The following is a 24,271-nucleotide window of genomic DNA, read 5'->3' on the forward strand; positions in this document are numbered from 1 at the left end:
ACTTTAAAACAATATAATCATGAAAAAAGTATGGAGTATGTTCATGTTATTGGCTGTATGCCTGGTAGCATGTACCAACATTGACGATTTGGAAGATGATGTAGACGCACTGAAAAAGCGCGTTACCGCACTCGAAACACAAGTACGTGATATAAATAGTAATACTGAAGCTCTTCGCGAACTTTATAATGAAGGAACATTTATTACTAATATAGAGGAAAAGTCTGATTCCTACACACTCACTTTGAGCAATGGAAAGACAGTAAATCTATATATGAAAAACGACAATAACCTGTTATGCCCTATTATCGGTATCGATTCAGAAGGCTACTGGACTGTTCTTTACAACAAAAATGAAACTCCGGAGCGTCTGACTGTAAACGGACAACCTGTGAAAGCTAATGGAGAGAGTGGTAAGACTCCTACATTCAATGTAGATAGTGAAGGTTACTGGCAGGTTAGCTATGACGGAGGAAAGAATTATAGTTATATATACAAAGAAGGAACTAACGACAAAGTCAGCGCAACCGGTGACGGTTCTGCTCCGACAGAAGACAAAAACTTCAAGAGTGTAACAGTAGAAAACAACGAACTGGTCTTAGTACTTGCAGGTGAAGATGCTCCAACCATACGTATCCCTATCGTTCGTGATTTCGAATGTAGTTTTGCAGCCGAAGATTTAAAACAAGTACAGGAGTTTTCGGCAGGTGAAGTGAAAGAGTTTACCATGACCGTGAGAGGAGTAGAAAATACAATGATTACTGCTCCCGAAGGCTGGAGTGCTAAATTCTCTAAGGAAGCTGGAAAAGAAAATGTATTGGTTGTTACTGCTCCTGCATCAAGCGCAAAGATGATGACTCGTGCAACAGCTGATAACAGTACTGATATTGCGGTATTGGCAACAAGTGGAAAGTATGCTATGATTGCAAAGATTCAGGTTAAAGTTATAGATACCCCACAATCCAAAGACTTCTACACAGAGTATAATACAAATGGGAATATTACTATTGGAAATGTTTCTATAACAAAAGGAGCAAATGAAGCTATATTATTAGATGGATCTGATGAGAGTGCTTCTAATATCAGAAACCTAATCCATCAAAAGACAGAACAAACTGTTATTTTCTTGGAAAAGGGAGCTTATGATTTTAACACACCATCCATTGCTGAAATCACAGGAACAGTTGTTATAATCGGAAGATATAGTGACAGTAAACCTATACTGAAACCAGAGCTTTTGTGGAAACTCAAATCTGGTAAATTGATATTCAAAAATATACAATTAGACCTAACTAAAATTGATGCTAGTGGAGGTAATAATAAGTATATGTTCTGTAATGCAGATGCTACTGCAGATTTTGAAGACTTTGTGTTCGAAGACTGTGAAATAACTAATATTCAAAAGAACTTTTATTATAACAATGTAGCAACTTATACAATCAAGAATATTTATGCAAAGAATTCACGTTTCCAATTAAATACTACAGTAGATGGTATTCTAATATTCAATATCTACAAAACAACACACTTAGACGCAATGCAAATGTTTACTTTTGAAAATAACATTGTATACAATAAAACATCTGTTGCCGGACAGATTCTTTCATGGGATAACAAGATTGTACAAACCCCCGACCAGCAACAAATAAAAGTATCCTTCTGTAATAATAGCATTGTAAACTATGTAGGGAAGAACTATCATCTAAAATTCTACGATGCTACAAAGATGACGATCTCGAAAAATATTTTCTATGCAGATCCCAACATGAATAGTGACGCTACAATGTGTGGTATTTATAAAACAGAAAGTACTCCAGAATTCGATGTGAAAGATAATATAGCATATGGACTTACCGAAACAAATAAATGGAATAGTTTTGGCGCAACAGTTAAGCCTACCAACCCAATCGAAGAACAATTACTTCGCCTGACAAATAGTCCGTTCACTTCAATGGATTTGGATAAAGGCATCTTTATACCAGACAATGCATATACAGGATTCGGGTCTACTATTAACCAATAAACTATAAACTCACGTTTCTCAATACAAAAAAGGATGCCCTACAGGTATCCTTTTTTTGTATATTGCACTTTCACAGTGCAATTTCAGCTAAAGCCACATCTTTTCCCCCACCACCTTGCAGAAAAACTTTTTTAATTTATCTTTGCATCCAAAACAACCCTACATGAAATACAAACTTATCGTGCTCGATCTTGACGGCACACTCACCAACTCTAAAAAGGAAATCACTCCCCGCAACAGTGAAACTCTGATACGTATGCAAGAGCAAGGAATACGACTGGTATTAGCTTCCGGTCGACCTACTTATGGTATTGTGCCATTAGCTAATGAGTTACGTATGAATGAATTCGGTGGATTCATCCTGTCCTATAACGGAGGAGAAATCATTAATTGGGAAACACAAGAGATGGTATATGAAAATGTGTTGCCTAATGAAGTTGTTCCAGTGCTCTACGAATGTGCCCGTACCCATCAACTAAGTATATTAACATACGATGGAGCAGAGATAATAACCGAAAACTCTCAAGATCCATACGTATTAAAAGAAGCCTTTCTCAATAAAATGGCAGTTCGGGAGACAAATGATTTCCTGACAGACATCACGCTTCCCGTAGCCAAATGCCTCATCGTAGGAGATGCCGATAAACTGATTCCACTTGAAGCCGAACTTTGTCTCCGGTTACAAGGTCGCATTAATGTTTTCCGTTCAGAACCCTATTTTCTCGAATTAGTCCCGCAAGGTATCGACAAGGCTCTTTCTTTGGCCGTCCTGTTAAAAGAAATAGGAGTAGCGCGTGAAGAAGTTATAGCCATAGGTGATGGATATAATGACCTATCCATGATTAGGTTTGCAGGACTGGGGATTGCCATGGGAAATGCTCAAGAACCTGTAAAGAAAGCAGCAGATTACATCACTCTAAGTAACGAAGAAGACGGTGTAGCAGAAGCAATCAAGAAGTTTTGCAATCAACAATAGCCAAACATTTACTGGCATGCCGGCAGAGTTTTAGTTTCTCGGTGAGAAACCTTTGGTTTCAAGGAATGAAACTATTGGTTCCTCGGTGTGAAACTGTTAGTTTCATACCGGGAAACAAATCACATTACTGGTAAAAACGACCCGACACTTAAAATCAACCGATTAAAGATAGGGCGCATATTCAGATTTTATACTAACTTTGCGATTCCAATAAAACAAATATAAAATGTTATGGAACATCAACTTACCATTTACAACACCTTAGATAGAAAGAAAGAGTTGTTTATACCGCTTCATGCACCTCATGTAGGCATGTATGTGTGTGGACCGACTGTTTACGGAGATGCCCATTTAGGACACGCCCGTCCGGCTATAACCTTCGATGTGTTATTCCGCTATCTCAGCCACCTAGGATATAAAGTACGCTACGTACGAAATATTACCGACGTAGGTCATCTGGAACACGATGCCGATGACGGAGAAGACAAGATCGCCAAGAAAGCACGTCTGGAAGAGTTGGAACCAATGGAGGTTGTTCAATATTTCCTGAACCGCTATCATAAAGCAATGGAAGCGTTGAATGTACTTTCTCCAAGCATTGAGCCACATGCTTCAGGACATATCATTGAACAAATCCAACTGGTACAGAAGATTTTGGATGCCGGATATGCCTATGAAAGCGAAGGCTCCGTCTACTTCGATGTAGCCAAATACAATAAAGATTACCACTACGGAAAACTTTCCGGACGTAATCTGGACGACGTATTAAATACCACCCGTGACCTCGACGGACAAAGCGAAAAACGCAATCCCGCCGACTTCGCCCTTTGGAAAAAGGCACAACCTGAACATATCATGCGCTGGCCGTCTCCATGGAGCGACGGTTTCCCCGGATGGCACGCCGAATGTACTGCTATGGGACGCAAATACCTGGGTGAACACTTCGATATTCACGGAGGAGGAATGGACTTGATTTTCCCTCACCACGAATGTGAAATCGCACAATCGGTAGCTTCACAAGGCGATGACATGGTTCACTACTGGATGCACAACAACATGATTACCATCAACGGAACCAAGATGGGTAAATCACTTGGCAACTTCATCACGCTGGACGAATTCTTCACCGGTACTCATAAGCTGCTAGCGCAAGCCTACACACCAATGACAATCCGTTTCTTCATCCTGCAAGCTCATTACCGCAGCACGGTAGACTTTAGCAATGAAGCACTGCAAGCATCCGAAAAGGGTCTGCAACGTCTAATGGAAGCCATTGACGCATTGGATAAGATAACTTCCTCATCGGCCACTTCAGAGGGAATCAACGTGAAAGAACTGCGCGCTAAATGCTACGAAGCAATGAATGACGACTTGAATACACCGATTGTCATCGCACAGCTTTTCGAAGGCGCCCGCATTATAAACAATATCATTGCCGGCAATGCCACCATCTCCGCCGAAGACCTGAAAGACCTGAAAGAAACATTCCATCTGTTCAGTTTCGACATCATGGGATTGAAAGAAGAAAAAGGCTCTTCAGATGGTCGTGAAGCAGCTTACGGCAAGGTAGTAGATATGCTACTGGAACAACGTATGAAAGCGAAAGCCAACAAAGACTGGGCTACTTCCGACGAGATCCGCAACACACTGACAGCACTCGGATTTGAAATCAAAGATACCAAAGACGGTTTCGAATGGAGACTGAATAAGTAACAAGAAAAGAAAGTGCTCAACGCACCTTGTACATACAAAGAAGACCGGCTCACCACGAACCGGTCTTCTCTTTTTTCATAGAAACATGATAACTAATACCCTCTCTTTAAATTCTTATTTTCTCTTATCTTATTCACTAATTATTTATTTTCCATGAGCATTTCAACCGGCTGTCCATGCTGACAAGTTACCGTCAGTACGGTCTGGTCTCCCTGCTGTTCCAACCGGACATTTTCCATCGGGCTTGTCAATGTCCAATGCCCTTTAAGCCGTATCTCCTTAGTAATAGGACGACTGGGTTCTTTCGTTGTATACGTCTTCTCTTCTATATTCAGATTCGGATCACAGACGCTTAAACGGATCCCCTTATCAGATTCTTTTGCATACATCACCATTGTTTCCGCAGGAATAGCCACGAACACTTTATCAGTGGCAGGCTGATAAGCTTCAAAAGCAGCATACGCCGTGATACCTGTCTTTTTATCATAAACAACGTGAGCAGTCTGATCCCGTTGCAACACCTCGTATGCAGGAGTTTTGCGCAGTTCGTCGAGATCGGAAGCAGAAGGCTGTATCAATACCATATATTCATAAGTCCCCTCTTTCGGCGCTTTGCCATGTTCTATCCAGGCAGAAGAGAATTTTCCTTTGGTTACTTCACGCGTCTTTTCGTGCCGTGATTCCTGTTCTGCCACCTGTGCGCGAACGGTTCCGTCCACTACATGATAATAATTGTCATAACCATCATGAAGCCAATAGTTATCCTCTCCTACTTTGGGCTTCTTACCATTATATTTTGTCTGGAAAAGAGTTGTTTCCGTAGGATAATCTACATTGGAGTTCGAAATACCTGTTCCCAGGCAAACCATCCGGTTATCAAAACAGAAAACGGATTTACGGGCCACAAAGTCTGGTGTGAAATTCTCATAATCCCGTTCTGCCAATTTCATAGCGAACATTCCATTTTTACCATCTAAAGAACTGCTTCCGGAGAAATTCTCTTTGGAGCGTGCCATAGTCGTTCCTTTCAATGGGCTATCAAGCAAATCGAAAGGCAAATGAATGGTAGTTGTACCCGGCAAACGGTTCCAGTCCCATCCCTCCTGCACAAAACCGCTTCCGGCACGTGACACGGGATTTCCTTTCCCCATAATCTGCACGGAGCCATAACTCTGATAACGTCCGTAACGGTTATCTTTCGTATAAATTTCAGAACCCCATACGTCAGTGGTATATCCTTTCAATGTCACCATCCAATCTGCACGACGGAAAATGCCTGCCGAACCATAGTTGTAAACGAAGAATCCCTGTGGAGCCTGTGCCGGTTGAATACCTTCCTTCTTGAAGAAACGCGCATTCGGAGTATCACTATTGCGTATCAGACGTAAATAGTCAGCAGCCAGACCACGATCAAACGTATTTCCCTGACCGGACAAATCGCCGGATAAAGCTATATTGGCAAATGCTTCGATATCATCGCTTCCCATCTTCCCTCCAAAAGGATGACGGCCACTGATTCCGATACCCCATTCATAGAAATTGCAATAATTGCGCATAGCAATAAAGGCTGATTTCATGTGTTTGCGCGCATCTTCGGTCAGTTCAAAACTTGTACCATTGGTAAATGCAATATATTCTCCTACAGTCGCAAGTACTCCAGTGGTATATCCCGGATAGAAACCGCCATGATGGAAAGTCGTACCGTCTACCTTTATACCACCGATCGTTCCCGGAGTATAACGCAAAGAAGAAGATAACCAACGTGACAATCCGCTCAACGCTTGCGCCTGTTCTCTTGCATCGGGAAACATCATAGCGGAAATAAATTTCGCCATCAATAACGTATGCCAGGAATCCAACAATTCATCACGTGTTGGAGAGCATGGCTGACGAGTTTCTTGCAGAGCCGCCCAAAAACGCAATGTGGAGAGATAAGCATCCCGATGAGGATGTTTATAGATAGCATCACGCATCAGCCAGGCAGTTGTATATATCTTACGTACCTGATAACCATAATGATGATTGGTGCCCATACCGCTACCGTATGCAAATCCCTGATCGATAGCATAGTCGAATACGGTAAAGTAGTTTTTCTTTGATGTTTCGTTCTGGTTATAATAAGCATCATAGGCAAAACCGGAAAGCATCGTTTCAATATCGTTCCATGACATTTCTCCTTTCTTCTTGTCCTGTTCATCAGGAGTGACAATCGGAGTTCCTATAAATCCCGTTCCGGCGATGGATGGACTGATAGCCGCTTTCTCAAATGTTTTATAGGCAGCATTAATCGGTCCTTGCGGAGCCTTTTTCACTTCCAGAAAGTCAGTCAAACGTTGTTCGATAGTCTTCAGTTCCTTCTTTTGCTCGCTTGTCAATTTAGAAGGCAGAGGAATATCATACGACTGTTGTTCCCATTTCCACACGAGACACCAATGCCACAGGTCACGATTAGACAGCCCATTATTGGTAGGCAACTGCTGGTCGGGAGTGGTACGAAGATTCATTTTCTTTTCCGGGAAAATCAGACGGTCAAGAAAGATACGTCCCTTCCGTTGCGGGGCAACCAGTCGATAGGCTACGATCTTCTTATCTTTCTTGTCGCCCTGCATATACTCAAAAGAGATCCAGCAAGCCCGCCAGCCTGCTGCCTGCAAACGATAAGAGAACCAATAAGAGACTTCTCCCTCCTTATTCAGAAACTCAAAACGAATAGAATCCTGCTGTGGTTTCTCATTATAAATCCACAAGGTAATGCCGAACTGCTTCTCGTTTCTCGTATTCAACGATAAAGGAGCAATTTGAACATCCAGCGTAGAACCGGGCTGAAAGTCCCATTCCAGACTACTTTCACCCTCTTTGTAAAAAAGAGAAGAGATTTTCACTTCTCCCTTTCCGGAAACTGTAAATGCTTCGGGCACTTCTTCTTCAAATCCGATGAGTTGAGCGAAAGCTGAAGGAATGATTCCCAAAAGGAATAATACTATAAAACAACTGTTTTTCATTACTATTTTCAATTTAAACGCGGATGCGGATTAACACCTATTATTGTCGCAGAGATTTACTCCTAAAATTGGCACTTATTTGAGTTAATCAGCGTTTTATAAATTACTAATCGCTAATAAGGAATCCGATCCGACAGAATCTTTTCCGTATACCAAGGATCATTAATTTCCTTCAACATAGCTCCCATTTCACCGCAAAGTTGTGCCACAATCTCCTTATTTTCTTCCAAAGGCAGGTTATGCAGTTGATATGGATCTTTTACATCATCGAATAAGAGGCTTTTCTTCAATTGCTTCGTATCACGGTCGATATATAACGCCAATGTATATTGAGCCGTCTTGATACCTCTTGAAGAAGGGAAGTAAGTCTGCACCAATCCATTTTCATCTTTATCGCCATCTACATTCTGAATATACAGTGCACCTGTAGGACGAACAATTTCAGCCTTTTCATCGAAGAAAAGAGGAGCGAAATTACGTCCCTGCACTTCCGCCGGAATAGAATCACCCAATCCGCACAAGCCAAGCACCGTAGGCATAATATCAGGAGCGGAGAGCAATAAATCATCTACCCTCGGCTGAATCTTACCGGGAAAACGAACCAGGAACGGAATATTCATGGATTCAGAATAAGGGGAATTCTTCGGATCATCAGTGCGCTGGCTACACATCGTCTCACCATGATCGGAAGCAAAGATTACGACTGTATTCTTATCCAATCCCAATTCTTTCAATGTCGTCAAAATCTGTCCGAAAGCACGGTCTACTCCGGTAACGGAAGCGAAATAATAACGTGCAGACTCCGCTTTCTTCATCTTCAAATCGACATTCGGACGAATCAACAGACTATCCAGAGGCTGATCTTTATAAAGATTAAAATCCTGCTCTTCACAGTCATTCAAGGAGCGATACGGGCTGTGAGGAGGATTCATGCCCACCATTATGAAGAAAGGTTTCTTGGTATCACGTACGTTACCGTCATTTTTCAGATAAGAAATGACTTTACCTGATTCGTGTAAAGGTGACCATTCCTTCGGATCGTGTCTCTTACCATCCGTATCCCAATAATGCGGGTTCTTGTGTTCGTCAAATGTTCCGTAAGAATACCAGTAGTTAAAGCCGTGCCGGCGTTCTTTCGGTGTATAGGCATCCCATGCCGGACGTTTTTCTTCCACATACTGTCCCGGATGTTCGGGATCGTTCGGAGTCGGGAAGTCAGCGTGAAGTTTACCAAAATAAGCACAGTCATAACCTGCTTTGCTGAACACATCGCCGATACATTCCGCATCCTCGCGTAAGGAACTGATCGGACGTGTAGAATTGCAATTCAATGGTACACCGCTTTTGTTCGGATACATACCGGTCAGTAACATTCCACGATGAGGGCTGCTCAACGGACAGTTACTCTGTGCAGACGACAAGACCATAGATTCACGTGCAAAGGCATCCAGATTAGGAGTATGCACGGGGTCTCCTTCAAAGTTTACTTTATCCCGGAATCCGTCCTGCCTCCAGAAGCCCATCGCCTGGTTACGGTATTGATCGGGAAATACATAGATTATATTAGGATGCTCCGCTTGTTGGGACGCTTGCTTCGGAGCCTTGCAACCTTGTGCGGCAAACAGCGTCAAGCCTCCTACAAGAAGGTTTATAGGTTTATTCATGATGGTTTATGATAAATGATTAAAAACAGGTTAGTAGTAAATGATAAGAGGGAAATAATAAACAATAAATATTGAATAATAAACAGTAAACATGTTACGTTAGAATCCGTAGATTATTCATTGTTCACTGTTTACTGTTCATTATTTTTTTGTATTTCTCATTCCTTATTTCTTTTCCAAGTCTCTTTTACGCATAAGTCCTTCCAGGAAGTAGTAGTCAGCATAATTCAGAGGAACATCGATTTCCTGACCGTGAGGAATACTGCCAACTGAATGCATCAGGATAAAATTTCCATTTGTTCCAACCTTTGCACGATAAGCAGGCGAGCCTAAACTTTCCATAATCTTATCAGCAGTTTCCTTGTAATGATTACCCGGCAGGTAACCATCCAGTTCATAAAGGGCGGAAGCTGTACAAGCAGCAGCAGAAGCATCACGCGGTTCGTTTGGAATATTCGGAGCATCGTAATCCCAGTAAGGAACGAGATCTTCCGGCAAGTTCTTATTATTAAAGATAAAGTTATACACCTTTTGCGCCTGGTCGAGGTATTTCTTATCTTTCGTGTAGCGATAGCAGGTAGTATATCCATAGAGAGCCCAAGCTTGTCCGCGAGCCCAGGCAGATTCGTCTGCATATCCCTGCGCAGTTTGTCTCTTGCGCACTTCGCCTGTCTCCGGATCGTAATCTACCACATGATAGCAGCTGTTGTCCGGACGGAAGTGGTGAGCTATTGTTGTATCGGCATGTTTCACTGCAATATTATAGAAAGTAGAATCTCCTGAAAAAGCTGTCGCTTCAAACAAAAGTTCGAGATTCATCATATTATCAATAATCACCGGGCATTTCCATCCACGTGTTCCCTGCCAGCCTCTATCAGCATCCCATGACTGGATAACGCCAGCATTCGGGCGAAAACGGGTAGAAAGTGACTTAGCTGTTTCAATAATTACATCTTTATATTCTTTCTTGTCTGCAAAACGGTAGCCGTTCAGATAACTGCAACCAATCATAAAACCTACGTCATGATGCCATTTCAGATATTTTACCGAATCGAGGGCTTCCGTGTATTTTTCGGCTAATGGTAACCATTTCTGATCTCCAGTCAATTTATATGTGAGCCATATACTGCCGGGGAAAAAACCGGAACACCAGTCATCAATAGGTATGTAAGAAATGCTACCGTCTTTGTTGATAGTTCTTGGATTCAGGATCTTACCAGATTTTTCAATAATATCCGTTTGAATCGTGTTTTGTGCAACTGCGTTGTCGATGTTGTCCTGAATAAAGTCTACTTCAACCTTTTTTTGTCCACCGCAACTCGTTAAGATCAAAAGGGAAAGTCCTAATGCGCTAAGAATTGTTTTCATAATACATGGATTGTTTATTAAGTGATTAATTTTCCTGATGGCAAAAGTAGTGCATTTAAAGAGAATAGACCGACCCAAATAATCCAAATGAGGAACTATTTTGGTACATTTTACTGAAATAATTATTTGCACAAGCATTTCCAAAGACTTTCCAACTCAGTTTGGTCGTCTTAACACAACTGACCCAACAAATTAGTCAGCACAGTATTTATTATCTCAAAACTCATTCATTAAATTCATTTCTATTCATTGTTATTAAAGATATAAAACTATATTCTACCGCTATAAGACTAGTGTAAACTCGAAGTTTAAATGACAACAACACCTTATTTCAAGTACATTACAGATAGCTTCTTTCACGCCAAAAGGTAATACTTAACCTTTTTTAATTCTATAAGAAGCCAATAAGACATCGTTTATAGGAAATTAGTGTATATTTGCAGAGCATAACTATAAAACGCATGTTCAATAAAAACAATTACACCAACAATTTCAACCAATTTTTCATTGACTATCAACGCCGCTTCATTCATTTTGCCTCTACGTACGTGCATGATGAAGCCGTGGCCGAGGACTTTGTCATTGAATCAATTATGTATTATTGGGAAAACAAGGAACGATTGCCTTCAGACATAAACATACCAGCTTATGTTTTGACTGTCTTGAAGCATAAATGTATAGATTATCTTCGAAATCAACAGGTTCGTCAAATGGCTTCCGATAAAATCTTTCAAATCTACTCTTGGGAGTTATCTAATAGAATCGCAACTCTAGAAGAACTTGAACCTAATGAAATTTTCACAGCTGAGATTCAAGAAATCGTAAATAGAACCTTAGAAACTTTACCGGAGCAAACCAGACGTATTTTTGCCATGAGTCGATACGAAAATAAATCCCACAAAGAAATAGCAGACCTATTGAACATGACAACAAAAGGTGTCGAATATCATATAAACAAAGCCACAAAAGTTCTACGAATAGCTTTAAAAGACTATTTGCCAACAACGCTACTTCTTTTTTTCTTAAACTAGAAAACCACTACAACTCCAATCATACTTTTTCACTTCCCATGTATCCTATATTCTAGAACCAGAACCTTTTGATCAATAAAAGCACAAAAACGTAAGTATGATATGACAAACATCCACATGGTTTCCTCTCCGCACGAAAAAGGTGCTGCAAGCCGGAATGAAAGAAAAAACACAAATACTTAAAAGAAGAATCTAAAAAAACACTTTCTTACTAGGGATAAACTTACTCTGTTCGTTATTACTATAAATACATCAAAAAAATAAAGTATTTATGAATAAGACCTTACTCTATTATTTTCGCAATGAAAGAGCCACCATATATGCGAACATGAAAAATGGAAAACACAGCTATTTATATTCGCAAAAGTGAAGAGCGTTCTTACTCAACCTATATAATTTGTATTTATAAACACTTTTATTCATCTAATCAAATTTATTATGAAAACGACTTCAGCATTCATGGCTGTTTGTACAGCCTTACTTATGTTCAGCTGCTCCGGTGATGATGAAAATTCGCAATCAACACCTCTCCAACTGAAAACAACAACCAGTTCTCCCGCAAAAGGAGAAATAGGAACTAAGATAACCATTATCGGTGAAAATTTTACAGATCAAGCCAAAGTATATTTAAAAAATGCCAAAGCTACTATTACATCGGTAACAGCTACCCAACTACAGGTAATTGCCCCGGCAAATGAAGCAGGAGAATGTATTATAGAAGTAATGGTAGGTGCCCAAAAGACAGAGAACTTAAGATTTACTTACGTAGACTACACTCCTGTTGTTAGCTCCATCAGCCCAAGCTCCGGAACAGAAAACACGGAAATTACTATCATCGGCGAGAACTTCAGTACCACCCCCGAAGAAAACATTGTAAAAATAGGAGATGCAATAGCAACTGTTAAATATGCCACAGAGACCGAATTGAAAATTATCGCACCTCAAAACGAAATAGGAACTTATGCAGTAACCGTCTCTGTAGGTGTAAAAACAGGCAAAAATCCGGCTCTTTTCACATACGAAGATACAAGAGAGAGGATTTACGAATGTACACAAAATTTCATCACTGTACCTAGTGATATTAATACCCAGGATTTAAAAAGCGTTACATTCTTAAAAGATGGCAGATTAGCTTACAGTACTAACGGTGGTAGTGCTACAGAGGCTTGGGCAATAGATTTAAGAACAATGGAACGAGAAAAAATCGTCCCCAATGGCACAGGAACTGTTCTGCTGAAAATCACCACTAATCCTACTAATGGAAAACTTTACCTCGCATATAAAGGAGAAGATAAAATTAGCGTATGGGATCCTAATACAAAACAAGTTTCCGATTTGTTAACTCGCAACGGGTTGGACAACCTTATGGATGTAAAATTTGACCAATACAACAATATGTATGCGGTTTGCCGTAATTCCGGAACGATCCAAAAATATCCATCAGGAAATTATAACAGCAGTTCAAGGTTGGAATTTGTTAAAATTACCGGCCGTCAAATACAAGCCATAGCTTTTGATGCTGCTGGTAACTTGATAGCAGCAGCAACAGACGGATCAAATGCCGGCTATATTTATAAAGTAGACTCTAGCGGCGCTTATACATTGATTGCAGGTGGAGGTAACAAAGTTATAACGGAGGATATAACAGAAGATCCTAAAACAGCCAAATTGGAAAAAGCAGAGGGGCTAATGGTAGATAAGGATGGCTACATATGGTTCAGTGACGGTAATAGTGGCACCCGTAAAACCAAGATCCTAAAACCTGGAAAGAATGGTTATCAGGACGCCACAATCATCCTCGTTTGTAAAGCCGAAAATGGTTGGAAAGATTCAGGCACCACTAGTCCGGTTGACTTTGTACAAGATACAGATGGAACCATATACATAGCAGACGGTCCTAACAAAGCTATACACAAAGTTACCATCGGCTACAAATAACATGTATCAAATTTACCCAAATTAATTAACGACTCAAATAACCTGCACACACAGCTTCTATAACCTGTGTGTGCGGCTAAACTTAAAAAATTGTACAATTGCAAAAAATGAGTTTTCCACTAGGGATAAACCCTCTTTGTTCGCTATCATTATAAAAAGCACCTATGGACAAAAATTCATTATACCGATTTTTCGAGGGACAAGCATCTATTGAAGAAATGAGAGCAGTGAAAGAGTGGGCTGAAAGTTCAGAAGAACATAGCAAACAGTTTCACCGAGAGCGCAAGTTATTCAATGCAATGATTCTTATAGGAAACCCTAAATGGACAGCAATAAATACAACAAAAAGAAACAGATATTTCATCAGGGAATTCTTAAAGATTGCTTCTGTGATAATCATTGCGGTAAGTATTACAGCTACTATCTTTTCAATAACGAATGAGCATCATAAGCATGTTGACATAGCTATGCAAACAATAATAGTCCCCGCCGGACAACGCGTAAATATTGAATTGCCCGATGGATCAAATGTTTGGCTAAATGCAGGAACACAAATGCAATATCCTGTTTCATTCATGGAAGATAAACGTGAAATAATATTAGACGGAGAAGCCTATTTTGATGTTGCCCGTAACGAAAAGTGCCCGTTCATAGTACATACTCATGCAATGGACATAGAAGTATTGGGCACAAAATTTAATGTAGAGGCTTATGCTAAACAACAAAACTTCGAAGCTTCTTTAATACAAGGAAAAATAAAAATCAAATCACCTTCCGACAATAATATTTCACAAGTTTTATTACCTGACTATAAGAGCACCCTAAAAAATGGCAAATTAGTGATAAGCAAAATTGAAGATTATAATATATATCGCTGGAAAGAAGGATTGTATTGCTTCAAAAACAAATCGTTCATAGAAATAATAAAAGACTTGGAGAAATATTATAACCTGAAAATTATAGTAGACAAGCCTAGCATTACCAACATAATATTAACAGGAAAATTCAGAATCTCTGACGGCTTGGATTACGCCCTTCGGATATTACAAAAGGATGTACCTTTTATTTATAACAAACATACAACAGATGACATCATTTATATAAAATAATAAGAATATTAACTCAATAACACGGGAGAAACAAGCCTATGAAATGATACTAATTGAAAAACAAAAGAGCTGACAGATATTTGCCCTATCTATCAGCTCCTGCCTAACACAATTTTTATAAAATCGTATTAATAAATCAGTTACAAATATATGAAAAATATTTCTTTATTGGATTTTTACTGCAAAAAAAATCCAAATTCAAAACAATTATTTAGAATTATGCGAACATCTATATTCCTTTTGTTATTCTGCTCATTTAGCTTAATGGCAAAGAATGCAAATTCTCAAAATGCCAAAGTTACAATTAATAAGCAAGATGTCAGACTGGAATCTATATTGAGTGAAATTGAATCTCAAACCAATTACTTATTCATCTATAAAAAAAATGTAGATGTAAATTTGCACAAAAGCATCAGCGTGAAGGCCAGACCCGTTTCTGAAGTATTGTCCATATTACTACATGAATCTCCTATTATTTATAAAATAGAAGGAAACCATATAATACTCACTAAAAAAGAAATTACCCAAACCCCGACAATAAAAAAAATCACCGGAGTGGTAACAGATAGAGCCGGGGAGCCTTTGATCGGAGTTACAATAACAGTAAAGGGTATATCACAGGGATCAATAACTGATATAAACGGGAAGTTTTCATTATCAGCCGACATTGGTGATGTTCTTCAATTCAGTTATATAGGATACATTCCACAAACAATAAAATTAAAGAACTTGAATAGCTTAAAAGTCTTTTTAGTGGAAGATGTTAAGACCTTAGACGAAGTAGTGGTGGTTGGTTATGGCTCTCAGAAACGAACTAATCTAACAGGAGCAATTTCGACCGTTACATCTCAAGAGCTTGTAGACAGACCGGCCAGTAGCGTTACACACATGCTACAAGGACGTGTACCCGGTCTCAATATCACCACTTCTTCCGGTGTACCGGGTAATACTGCAAGCTTTAATATCCGTGGTACGAACTCAATCAACGGAGGCTCACCATTGGTGTTAGTCGATGGAGTTGAAGGGGACCTTGACCGTGTAAACCCTAATGATATAGAATCAATTTCAGTTATAAAAGACGCCTCCGCCGCTGCTATTTATGGTGGACGTGCTTCATTCGGAGTTATTTTAGTCACAACAAAATCCGGTTCTTCTGATGGGAAAGTACAAATTAGCTATAGTGGGCGTGTTGGTTGGACAGAACCCACTACATCTACGGATTACGAAAACCGTGGTTATTACCATGTTTCTTTGGTTGACCAGTTTTACATTCCCAATAACGGGCGTCGCTATACCTCGTATACAGAAGAAGACATGAAAGAGTTATGGGAAAGAAGAAACGACAAGACAGAAGATCCTGCCCGCCCTTGGACCGTATTGGATAAGAGAAACGGACAGAATGTATACTTATACTACGCCAATACGGATTGGTGGCAATACTTGTTCAAAGACAAGAAACCATTGCAAAGCCACAATATTTCCATATCCGGAGGAACAAACAAATTGAAATTTTACCTTTCGGCTGGTTATAATAGTGAAGAAGGAATGTATCGAAGAAATACTGACAAATTCAGAAGAATAAATTTCCATTCAAGGATTTCCGCAGATATTACTGATTGGCTTAACATTAGTAACAATACTGAATTTTTCAATTCTAATTATACTTATCCTGGATTGGGAGGTATAAATTCGAACATATCTCAAGCCCAGAACCATGGTTTGGCAAGTTTCCCTACCCAAAATCCTGACGGGACAAGCCTTTATACTACTTCACTGACCGACTATGCCATTATGGACGGTTTATTAGTCATATTAGACAGCGAAGGGTTCAGAAATAAAACTCGTAAAGATAACTTCAAGACCACTACAGAACTTACATTAAAACCATTGAAAGGGTTGGAGATAAAAGCTAACTTGACATACATGCTCTATAACCAATACGACATACGCCGGCAATCTAATGGAACATATTCCAAATATCCGGGAGAAACATCCATACTTAATACCGGTAATTTCCAAAATCAAATGTTTGAGCAATTTGCCCCCAATGAATATTGGGCAACGAATGTATTTGCCACATACCAAGGTTCTGTATCCAACAAACATAATTATAAAGTTACAGGTGGTTTTAATTATGAAACTCGTTACAACAAGACTGTTCGTGGCACAGGATATAATCTTCTTTCCGATGTTTTGGATGATTTTAACCTGATAGGAGTAGATCCTGCCACAAACCAAAAACGGATGGAAGTGACAGGAGGGCAAAATGAATATAAACTTGCAGGTTTTTTCGGACGTATAAACTATGACTACAAAGGGATATATTTACTTGAACTAAGCGGACGTTATGATGGTACCTCTCGTTTTGCTTCTGGTCATCGCTGGGGATTCTTTCCTTCTATGTCTGTTGGTTGGAGAGTCTCGGAAGAAAAGTTTTTCAGCAATATGAAAGACTGGTGTAACAATTTAAAGTTCAGATACTCTTTTGGTAGTTTAGGAAACCAACAAGTTGGCTATTATGACTATATCCGCACTATCAGTATAGGAACTACCGGATATTTATTCGGAGGTGCGAGACCATCTTACGCAGACATTTCCGCTCCCTCTGCCGACAATCTGACATGGGAGACTGTACAACAACATAATGCTGGTGTGGATATGACATTTTTGGACAACAGATTAACTTTCACCGGAGAATATTATATTCGGAATACAAAGGATATGCTTACCGCCGGCATCACATTACCCGCCGTATATGGCACTTCCGCTCCTAAAATGAACAGTGCAGATATGCGTACAAAGGGCTATGAACTCTCTGTTGCTTGGCGAGATCAGTTTAAGTTAGGCAACAAACCTTTCTCTTATCAACTGAGTTTTACATTCAGTGATTACATCAGTGAAATCACCAAATTCGACAACCCCGACAAACTATTAGCTAAGACTTATTATGAAGGAATGCGGATTGGTGAAATATGGGGATATCGCGTCGATGGCTTCTTTGCGACCGATGAAGAAGCTAAGAACTATGAAGTAGATCAAAGATCTGTAAACACCACTATCAATAGTTCATCGGGTGAATACCGGGGAGTACGTGCCGGCGATTTAAAATACCGGGATCTGGATGGTAACAAAACTATAAGTATCGGTGAAAACAGAGTCGGAAGCTCCGGTGACCGCGAAATTTTAGGAAATAGTTCTCCACGCTATCAATATGGCACTAACTTGGCTTTCCAATGGTATGGATTTGATTTTAATATATTCTTCCAAGGTATCGGCCACATAGATTGGTATCCAGGAAGAGAAGCCCAAGCATTTTGGGGATATTACAACCGCCCCTACGGAACATTTATTCCGAAGGATTTTCAAAAATTATGTTGGTCAGAAGATAATCCCAACGCTTACTTCCCCAGACCTAGAACAGCTGTTGCCCTTACAGAAAATTCGGAACTTTCAACAGTGAATGACCGCTATCTTCAAAATATTGGTTATTGTCGGTTAAAAAACCTGACAATCGGTTATTCACTTCCTAAGTTTCTGACTAACAAAATAGGCCTTGACTTAGTTCGTCTTTATTTTTCCGGAGAAAATCTTGCTTATTGGTCACCGATAAAAACCGACTATGTCGACCCGGAACAAGCCAGACAAGGCGGAACTTTGAAGGTCTATCCTTGGCAAAAAAGTTTCACATTTGGTGTTAATATTAACTTCTAATTAATTTTGACTATATGAAAAATAACATATTCTTACTCATCGCAGCTTCAATATTTATACTGAGCTTTAGTTCATGTGATGATTTACTTGATGTAACGCCGAAAGACAAAATCACTCCAGAAACGTTCTTTTCTACCGAAGCTGATTTACAGGCTTTTAGCACAAATTTCTACAATTCTCTCCCCAAAGATAGAGATCTTTATAAAGATGATGCCGATAATATAACTCATAGTACTCCCAATAGCGCGGCAACAGACTCCCGTACAGTTCCAGCTTCAGGAGGAGGCTGGGAATGGGGATACTTACGGCGTTTCAACACTCTATTGCAATACTCTGTCAATTGTAAGGATAAAACGGTCAGGACACGTTATCAAGCATTAACCCGTTTTTTCAGAGCATATTTTTATTTCGAAATGGTAAAAAGATTTGGGGATGTCCCATGGTATGACACAGAATTATTCGTTTCTGAAACAGACCAATTAAACAAACCGAGAGACTCTCGAGAATTGGTCATGAAAAATATATTGGAAGATCTCGATTTTGCCATCACCAATCTTTCTACAACGCCTTCTGTTTATACAGTAACAAAGTGGACAGCATTGTCTCTTAAATCCAGAGTTTGCCTTTTTGAAGGCACATTCAGAAAGTACCACAATTTAAATCTTAGCACTAATGCCGATTTTTTCTTGCAAGAATCTATAACAGCCTCTAGAGAATTAATGAAGGAAAGCAATTATACCTTATATACAGAAGGTGGAACGAACCAGGCATACCGAAAACTCTTTACTTCACAAAATGCTCCAACAACGGAAGTAATTATGGCAAGAAATTATAATTTAACGTATGATATATACAATACAGTTGGTACATATCACACAAGCGTAGGTGAAGGACGTCCTGGAGTGACTAGAAAAATTATAGCTAGTTATCTGATGAATGATGGTTCCCGGTTTACAGACAATCCCAATTGGGAAACTATGACTTTTGTAGATGAATGCAAAAATCGTGATCCACGTCTTGCACAGTCTATTTGTACCCCAAGTTATCAGCCCATAGTATCAAACAGAAAAAATATTCCAGACCTTAATGCTTGCGTGACCGGATATCAGTTAATTAAATATGAAGATGAAGCAGTAGGAGGAAAAAGTGATATTGATCTCTTCTATTTTAGACTTGCAGAAGTTTACCTTAACTATGCAGAAGCTTTAGCTGAAATCAACCAATTAACTCAAGACGATTTGGATATTTCTATCAATAAATTGCGCGACCGTGTAGGAATGCCCCATCTCATCATGAAAACAGCCAATGCAAATCCAGACCCCTATTTATTAGCAAACACTACCGGCTACCCAAATGTCTCCGGCGCTAATCAAGGGGTAATCTTGGAAATTCGTCGTGAAAGAACAATCGAATTGCTTTCTGAACATTTTCGTTATGATGACATCCTGCGCTGGAAAGCCGGGCAAAACATGAAACAAGCCATATTGGGTATGTATTTTCCATCTCCCGGCGAATATGACCTTAACGGTGACGGACAAAACGATATTTGTCTTTATACAGACACAAAGCCTGGTAATGCACAAGGTATAACATACTTAAAGATAGATTCCGACATTAAACTTTCTGATGGAAATAAAGGTTATCTATCTCCTCATAAAGGCCTCACGCTTTTCTGGAATGAACAACGTGATTATTTTTACCCAATACCCTCTAATGAACGTCTCATCACAAATGGTGCACTTACGCAAAATCCGGGCTGGGATGACGGCTTAAATTTTTAGTCGAAAATATTCAATAGGAAATCAAGTGGAGCTATTGCAAGGATGCAAGTTTTAACTCTCTATTTATGCAATAACTCCGCTTTTTCACCTGAATTCATTTTCAAACTTACCATCTCACTAATATATGGAATTATAAAATACTAATAATTAAAACAAGACCTATGAACTCTAAAAGAAATTTCATTTACAACTTCTTTCTTCTTTCATTTTTTTTTATTGGTTGCTCCAATTCAACAATAGAAGATGAACCAGAAATGCCTCCATTTAACAATGAAACGCCATCCAACTCTCTTTGCGTAGCCCAATTCAATATTCGCTATGACACACCTGAAGATGGACAATACGTTTGGGCAAACCGAAAGACAATGGCAAAAGAAATCATCACATCACATGATTTTGATATCTTTGGCGTTAATGAGTGTCTTTTAAACCAACTGAATGATCTGTTAGAATTAAAACAGTATGAATACATAGGTACAGGTCGTGACGATGGAAAAGAAGCTGGAGAGTTCTGCCCTATTCTTTACAAAAAAGAAAGAGTGGAATTATTATATCATGGACAATTTTGGTATTCAGAAACTCCGGACAAGCCGTCTAAAAGTTGGAACTCTTTTTGCAACCGAATCTGCACATGGGGTAAATTCAAAGATAAAAAGACGGACAAAGATTTTTTCTTCTTCTCATCGCATTTTGATCATGTCAGCAATGAAGCACGCGTCAACTCCGCAAAGTTACTTGTTCAGAAAGTACAAGAAATAGCAGGAGATCTGCCTTACTTTTGTACCGGTGATTTAAACTGTGACCCAGATGAAGAACCTATTTCCTTTATTCTAAATTCCGGACTATTCAAAGATTCTTATAGCATATCAGAGACTACCCCGAAAGGTCCTGCAGGCACTTTGCATTATTGGAATTTCGATTTCAACCCAGAACATCGAATCGACTATATTTTAGTGGAAAAAAGCATTAAAGTTCTCTCCTTTGAAACCATTACGGATGATGCGCGTCAAGGACGATTTTCTTCCGATCATTATCCTATTATGATAAAAGCAGAATTATAATGAGGACAAATTAACGTGAGCCTGACATAGTGAGTGCCCATAGACTAGCAAACGTCTGCATACCAAGAAGGGGCCTCACTTCTGTTTACACATTCGATTGCCGACAGCTGTTAATAGTTAAAAACAGTTGCCAGTATACTTTTTGTCAAATTTGCACACAAAAATATTACCATAACACAATACATATGACAAATGAATTTGCAGAAAACAATTAATACTCAAAAATATATGAACTATAAAAAATGGATTATCGGATTATGTATACTCAATATACTACCAGCTCTCTCTCAAGAATATAACATAGAAAATATTCATATTGATGGCTATATCGGCAATCGCATTAACACCTGCATAGAACATCGAGTAAAATCCCAAAATACAGACCACCTAATCGAGCCTTTCAAGCATCGAAACGAGGATCATCTCTGGCAATCTGAATTTTTCGGAAAATGGCTACTCGGGGCAATAGCTTCATACCAATATACAAAGGATAAAGAATTGTATAATTTGATAACAAACAGCGTAGAAAAGCTCATGAATACCCAAACAAGTGATGGATATATAGGAAATTACAAACGAGAAGCACAACTGACCAATTGGGATATTTGGGGAAGAAAATACACTTCGCTCTCCTTGCTTTCTTATTATAGGCTCACCGGCGATAAAAAAGCCTTGAATGCAGTTGAACGACTGATAAACCATCTCATGGAACAACTACAAATACATAATATTAATATTGCTGCAACCGGTTATTATTTAGGCATGGCCAGTTGCTCCATTTTGGAGCCTGTGGTTTATTTATACGATATTACCAGAAATCCCCGATATTTATCTTTTGCCAAAAGCATTGTTTCTTCTATCGAACGGGAAGGGAGTTCTCAACTGATAACTAAAACATTGAAAAACATTCCTGTTTCTGAGCGTTCCGCTTTTCCAAAATCTTGGTGGTCATTCGAAAATGGTCAGAAAGCTTATGAAATGATGTCATGTTATGAAGGGCTGATAGAACTTGGCACCATAGTAAATGATCCTTTTTACATAAGAATTGCAGAGAAAGCAGTAAACAATATCCAAGAAGATGAGATTAATATAGCAGGTTCAGGAGCCGCTTTTGAATGCTGGTATAAAGGAAAGGAGAAACAAACATTGCCTACATACCATACCATGGAAACTTGCGTCACATTTACTTACATGCAACTATGTCATCGCCTGCTATGCAAAACCGGCAACTCGTTCTATGCAGAAGAATTTGAACACACCATGTACAACGCTTTGATGGCAACCATGAAAAATGACGGCAGTCAAATCTCTAAATACAGCCCATTGGAAGGTCGAAGACAACCCGGCGAAGAGCAATGTGGTATGCATATAAATTGTTGTAACGCCAATGGACCAAGAGGGTTTGCTCTAATACCCAAAACGGCTTGTACAATAAAAGACAACCACATTTATCTCAACCTCTATTTACCTTTACAGGCCACTATTTCACTAAATAAAAAAAATAAAGTTCATTTAAATGTAGAGAGCGATTATCCTATACATGGTAAGGTAAATGTAAACATAGGAGTACAAAAAAAGGAGAAATTCACGCTTGCGTTACGTATACCGACTCAAATAGAAAAGATGAAAGCCTATATAAATGGAGAGGAGCAGGAAATAACGCATAAAGGAGGCTACCTATACATAGAACGTATCTGGGAAAATGCGGATAAGGTGACACTTGATTTCAAGATAGAAACCAAAGTCGTAAAACTAAATAATTCTCAAGCCATAGTACGCGGTCCTTTACTTTTCGCACGAGACAGTCGTTTCAACGATGGTGATATAGACGAATGTGCAACCATTAAGTGTAACAATCAAGGTGTAATACAAGCGAAAATTAAAAAAAACAAAACAGGAACCTTCCCTTGGATCACACTTACAGTTCCTGCCGTATTGGGTACGGATTTAGAAAACGTAGAAAACAAGACTCCCAAACTTATCAATTTTTGCGACTTTTCTTCTTCTGGCAATGATTGGAATCCCAATGGGCGTTACAGGGTATGGATACCACAAACATTCCATGCCATGTCCGAACCTTATAAAAAGTACTAAATATGATAGCCTGGCTTGAAGGAGAACCAGCCATTACGGAATATTAATCGTGTTATAACAATGAAAAAATACAATAAAATAAAAAAGATACTATTTGCAGCTATTTGTGGAGGGTTATTTATCGCCTGCCAACAACCGCATAATGTCAATGACCCGCTACAGGTCCTTTGTTTAGGAAACTCTATTACAAAACATCCGATAAAAGAAGATATCGAATGGTTTTCCGATTGGGGTATGGCTGCTTCCAATATAGAATATGACTATTGCCATCAATTGGAAAAGATGCTTTGTAAGTATCATCCGAACTCAACTGTCACCCCCTTAAACATTGCATCTTGGGAGCGTAATCTATCATGCGATATTGACTCCCTAATTGGATCTTATTGCAAAAACAAAGATATCATTATTATACGTTTAGGTGAAAATGTACAAGATGTTACCACTTTTCCAGATGCAATTTCACGACTTGTGAAATATTGTCAGAGCAAAGCAAAGCGTGTTATTATTACCGGTTGTTTCTGGAAAAACGACAGTAAAGAACGGAGCATCATTCATGCCGCACGAACCAACGATCTTACTTACGTGCCACTCTATTGGATAGATAATCTATATAATGTCCGCCCACAAATAGGCGATACACTTTATGACATAAATAAGAAGCCATATGTAATCACTCAAGATTTTATCATAACGCATCCCAATGATGAAGGAATGCAAATGATTGCAGAGACTATTTGGGGAGTAATACGTTAATTTAACACACCCCTCTACATTTTATGTGATTCATGTTTCTTACAGAA

Annotated in this window: 14 protein-coding genes; 11 read left to right on the top strand and 3 right to left on the bottom strand. The window is 39.2% G+C overall.

Annotated elements, in window-relative coordinates; all coding sequences use genetic code 11:
* The first annotated feature begins 19 nt into the window (after nucleotides 1–19).
* The 3 genes from NQ505_RS03735 to cysS all read left to right on the top strand — a co-directional run bounded on the left by NQ505_RS03735 (nucleotide 20) and on the right by cysS (nucleotide 4,712).
* Nucleotides 20–2,023 (top strand): PL29 family lyase N-terminal domain-containing protein, encoded by a 2,004-nt coding sequence (locus NQ505_RS03735; RefSeq protein ID WP_004307448.1) that lies wholly within the window; start codon nucleotides 20–22, stop codon nucleotides 2,021–2,023.
* Nucleotides 2,024–2,186: 163 nt separating this feature from the next.
* Entirely contained in the window at nucleotides 2,187–2,999 is an 813-nt protein-coding gene (locus NQ505_RS03740; RefSeq protein WP_008998188.1) for a Cof-type HAD-IIB family hydrolase, read from the top strand.
* 231 nt (nucleotides 3,000–3,230) lie between these two features.
* Nucleotides 3,231–4,712, top strand: a complete 1,482-nt coding sequence (cysS, locus tag NQ505_RS03745; RefSeq protein WP_008998189.1) for a cysteine--tRNA ligase — start codon at nucleotides 3,231–3,233, stop codon at nucleotides 4,710–4,712.
* A gap of 140 nt (nucleotides 4,713–4,852) precedes the next feature.
* Here the strand turns inward: cysS and NQ505_RS03750 are convergent, their stop codons facing one another.
* From NQ505_RS03750 to NQ505_RS03760, 3 genes are all read right to left on the bottom strand, one after another.
* On the bottom strand, nucleotides 4,853–7,714 hold the full coding sequence (locus tag NQ505_RS03750; RefSeq protein ID WP_008998190.1) for a chondroitinase family polysaccharide lyase: 2,862 nt from the start codon (nucleotides 7,712–7,714) through the stop codon (nucleotides 4,853–4,855).
* 113 nt (nucleotides 7,715–7,827) lie between these two features.
* Nucleotides 7,828–9,378, bottom strand: a complete 1,551-nt coding sequence (locus tag NQ505_RS03755) for a sulfatase (RefSeq protein WP_004298319.1) — start codon at nucleotides 9,376–9,378, stop codon at nucleotides 7,828–7,830.
* Between the two features lie 165 nt (nucleotides 9,379–9,543).
* A complete protein-coding gene (locus NQ505_RS03760; protein WP_008998191.1) occupies nucleotides 9,544–10,746 on the bottom strand; it encodes a glycoside hydrolase family 88 protein in 1,203 nt (400 codons plus the stop codon).
* Nucleotides 10,747–11,207: 461 nt separating this feature from the next.
* Between NQ505_RS03760 and NQ505_RS03765 the strand changes: the two genes are divergently transcribed.
* From NQ505_RS03765 to NQ505_RS03800, 8 genes are all read left to right on the top strand, one after another.
* Complete coding sequence (locus tag NQ505_RS03765) at nucleotides 11,208–11,777, top strand: RNA polymerase sigma-70 factor (RefSeq protein ID WP_004307454.1); 570 nt, start codon at nucleotides 11,208–11,210, stop codon at nucleotides 11,775–11,777.
* Nucleotides 11,778–12,215: 438 nt separating this feature from the next.
* Nucleotides 12,216–13,715 carry an IPT/TIG domain-containing protein gene (locus NQ505_RS03770; protein ID WP_004324302.1) on the top strand — a complete coding sequence of 500 codons (1,500 nt, stop codon included), beginning with the start codon at nucleotides 12,216–12,218 and terminating at the stop codon, nucleotides 13,713–13,715.
* A 164-nt stretch (nucleotides 13,716–13,879) separates the two neighbouring features.
* Nucleotides 13,880–14,824, top strand: coding sequence for a FecR family protein (locus NQ505_RS03775; RefSeq protein ID WP_008998192.1), 945 nt, complete (start codon nucleotides 13,880–13,882; stop codon nucleotides 14,822–14,824).
* Nucleotides 14,825–14,974: 150 nt separating this feature from the next.
* The gene (locus tag NQ505_RS03780) at nucleotides 14,975–18,535 is read left to right on the top strand and encodes a TonB-dependent receptor (RefSeq protein WP_008998193.1); all 3,561 of its coding nucleotides are present in this window, start codon (nucleotides 14,975–14,977) and stop codon (nucleotides 18,533–18,535) included.
* Nucleotides 18,536–18,549: 14 nt separating this feature from the next.
* Nucleotides 18,550–20,316, top strand: coding sequence for a RagB/SusD family nutrient uptake outer membrane protein (locus NQ505_RS03785; protein WP_008998194.1), 1,767 nt, complete (start codon nucleotides 18,550–18,552; stop codon nucleotides 20,314–20,316).
* 161 nt (nucleotides 20,317–20,477) lie between these two features.
* Nucleotides 20,478–21,377 carry an endonuclease/exonuclease/phosphatase family protein gene (locus NQ505_RS03790; protein ID WP_004307460.1) on the top strand — a complete coding sequence of 300 codons (900 nt, stop codon included), beginning with the start codon at nucleotides 20,478–20,480 and terminating at the stop codon, nucleotides 21,375–21,377.
* A gap of 192 nt (nucleotides 21,378–21,569) precedes the next feature.
* A complete protein-coding gene (locus NQ505_RS03795; protein ID WP_232292981.1) occupies nucleotides 21,570–23,471 on the top strand; it encodes a beta-L-arabinofuranosidase domain-containing protein in 1,902 nt (633 codons plus the stop codon).
* A 60-nt stretch (nucleotides 23,472–23,531) separates the two neighbouring features.
* On the top strand, nucleotides 23,532–24,224 hold the full coding sequence (locus NQ505_RS03800; RefSeq protein WP_225473440.1) for an SGNH/GDSL hydrolase family protein: 693 nt from the start codon (nucleotides 23,532–23,534) through the stop codon (nucleotides 24,222–24,224).
* Nucleotides 24,225–24,271 lie beyond the last annotated feature (47 nt).

The organism is Bacteroides sp. D2 (assembly GCF_025147085.1).
GTDB lineage: Bacteria > Bacteroidota > Bacteroidia > Bacteroidales > Bacteroidaceae > Bacteroides.

Coding starts and splice junctions, on each gene's coding strand:
- NQ505_RS03770 (WP_004324302.1), top strand. CDS start 12,216: ATGAAAACGACTTCAGCATTCATGGCTGTTTGTACAGCCTTACTTATG.
- NQ505_RS03750 (WP_008998190.1), bottom strand. CDS start 7,714: ATGAAAAACAGTTGTTTTATAGTATTATTCCTTTTGGGAATCATTCCT.
- NQ505_RS03795 (WP_232292981.1), top strand. CDS start 21,570: ATGAATTTGCAGAAAACAATTAATACTCAAAAATATATGAACTATAAA.
- NQ505_RS03780 (WP_008998193.1), top strand. CDS start 14,975: ATGAAAAATATTTCTTTATTGGATTTTTACTGCAAAAAAAATCCAAAT.
- NQ505_RS03735 (WP_004307448.1), top strand. CDS start 20: ATGAAAAAAGTATGGAGTATGTTCATGTTATTGGCTGTATGCCTGGTA.
- NQ505_RS03800 (WP_225473440.1), top strand. CDS start 23,532: ATGAAAAAATACAATAAAATAAAAAAGATACTATTTGCAGCTATTTGT.
- NQ505_RS03785 (WP_008998194.1), top strand. CDS start 18,550: ATGAAAAATAACATATTCTTACTCATCGCAGCTTCAATATTTATACTG.
- NQ505_RS03740 (WP_008998188.1), top strand. CDS start 2,187: ATGAAATACAAACTTATCGTGCTCGATCTTGACGGCACACTCACCAAC.
- NQ505_RS03775 (WP_008998192.1), top strand. CDS start 13,880: ATGGACAAAAATTCATTATACCGATTTTTCGAGGGACAAGCATCTATT.
- NQ505_RS03760 (WP_008998191.1), bottom strand. CDS start 10,746: ATGAAAACAATTCTTAGCGCATTAGGACTTTCCCTTTTGATCTTAACG.
- NQ505_RS03765 (WP_004307454.1), top strand. CDS start 11,208: ATGTTCAATAAAAACAATTACACCAACAATTTCAACCAATTTTTCATT.
- NQ505_RS03755 (WP_004298319.1), bottom strand. CDS start 9,378: ATGAATAAACCTATAAACCTTCTTGTAGGAGGCTTGACGCTGTTTGCC.
- NQ505_RS03790 (WP_004307460.1), top strand. CDS start 20,478: ATGAACTCTAAAAGAAATTTCATTTACAACTTCTTTCTTCTTTCATTT.
- cysS (WP_008998189.1), top strand. CDS start 3,231: ATGGAACATCAACTTACCATTTACAACACCTTAGATAGAAAGAAAGAG.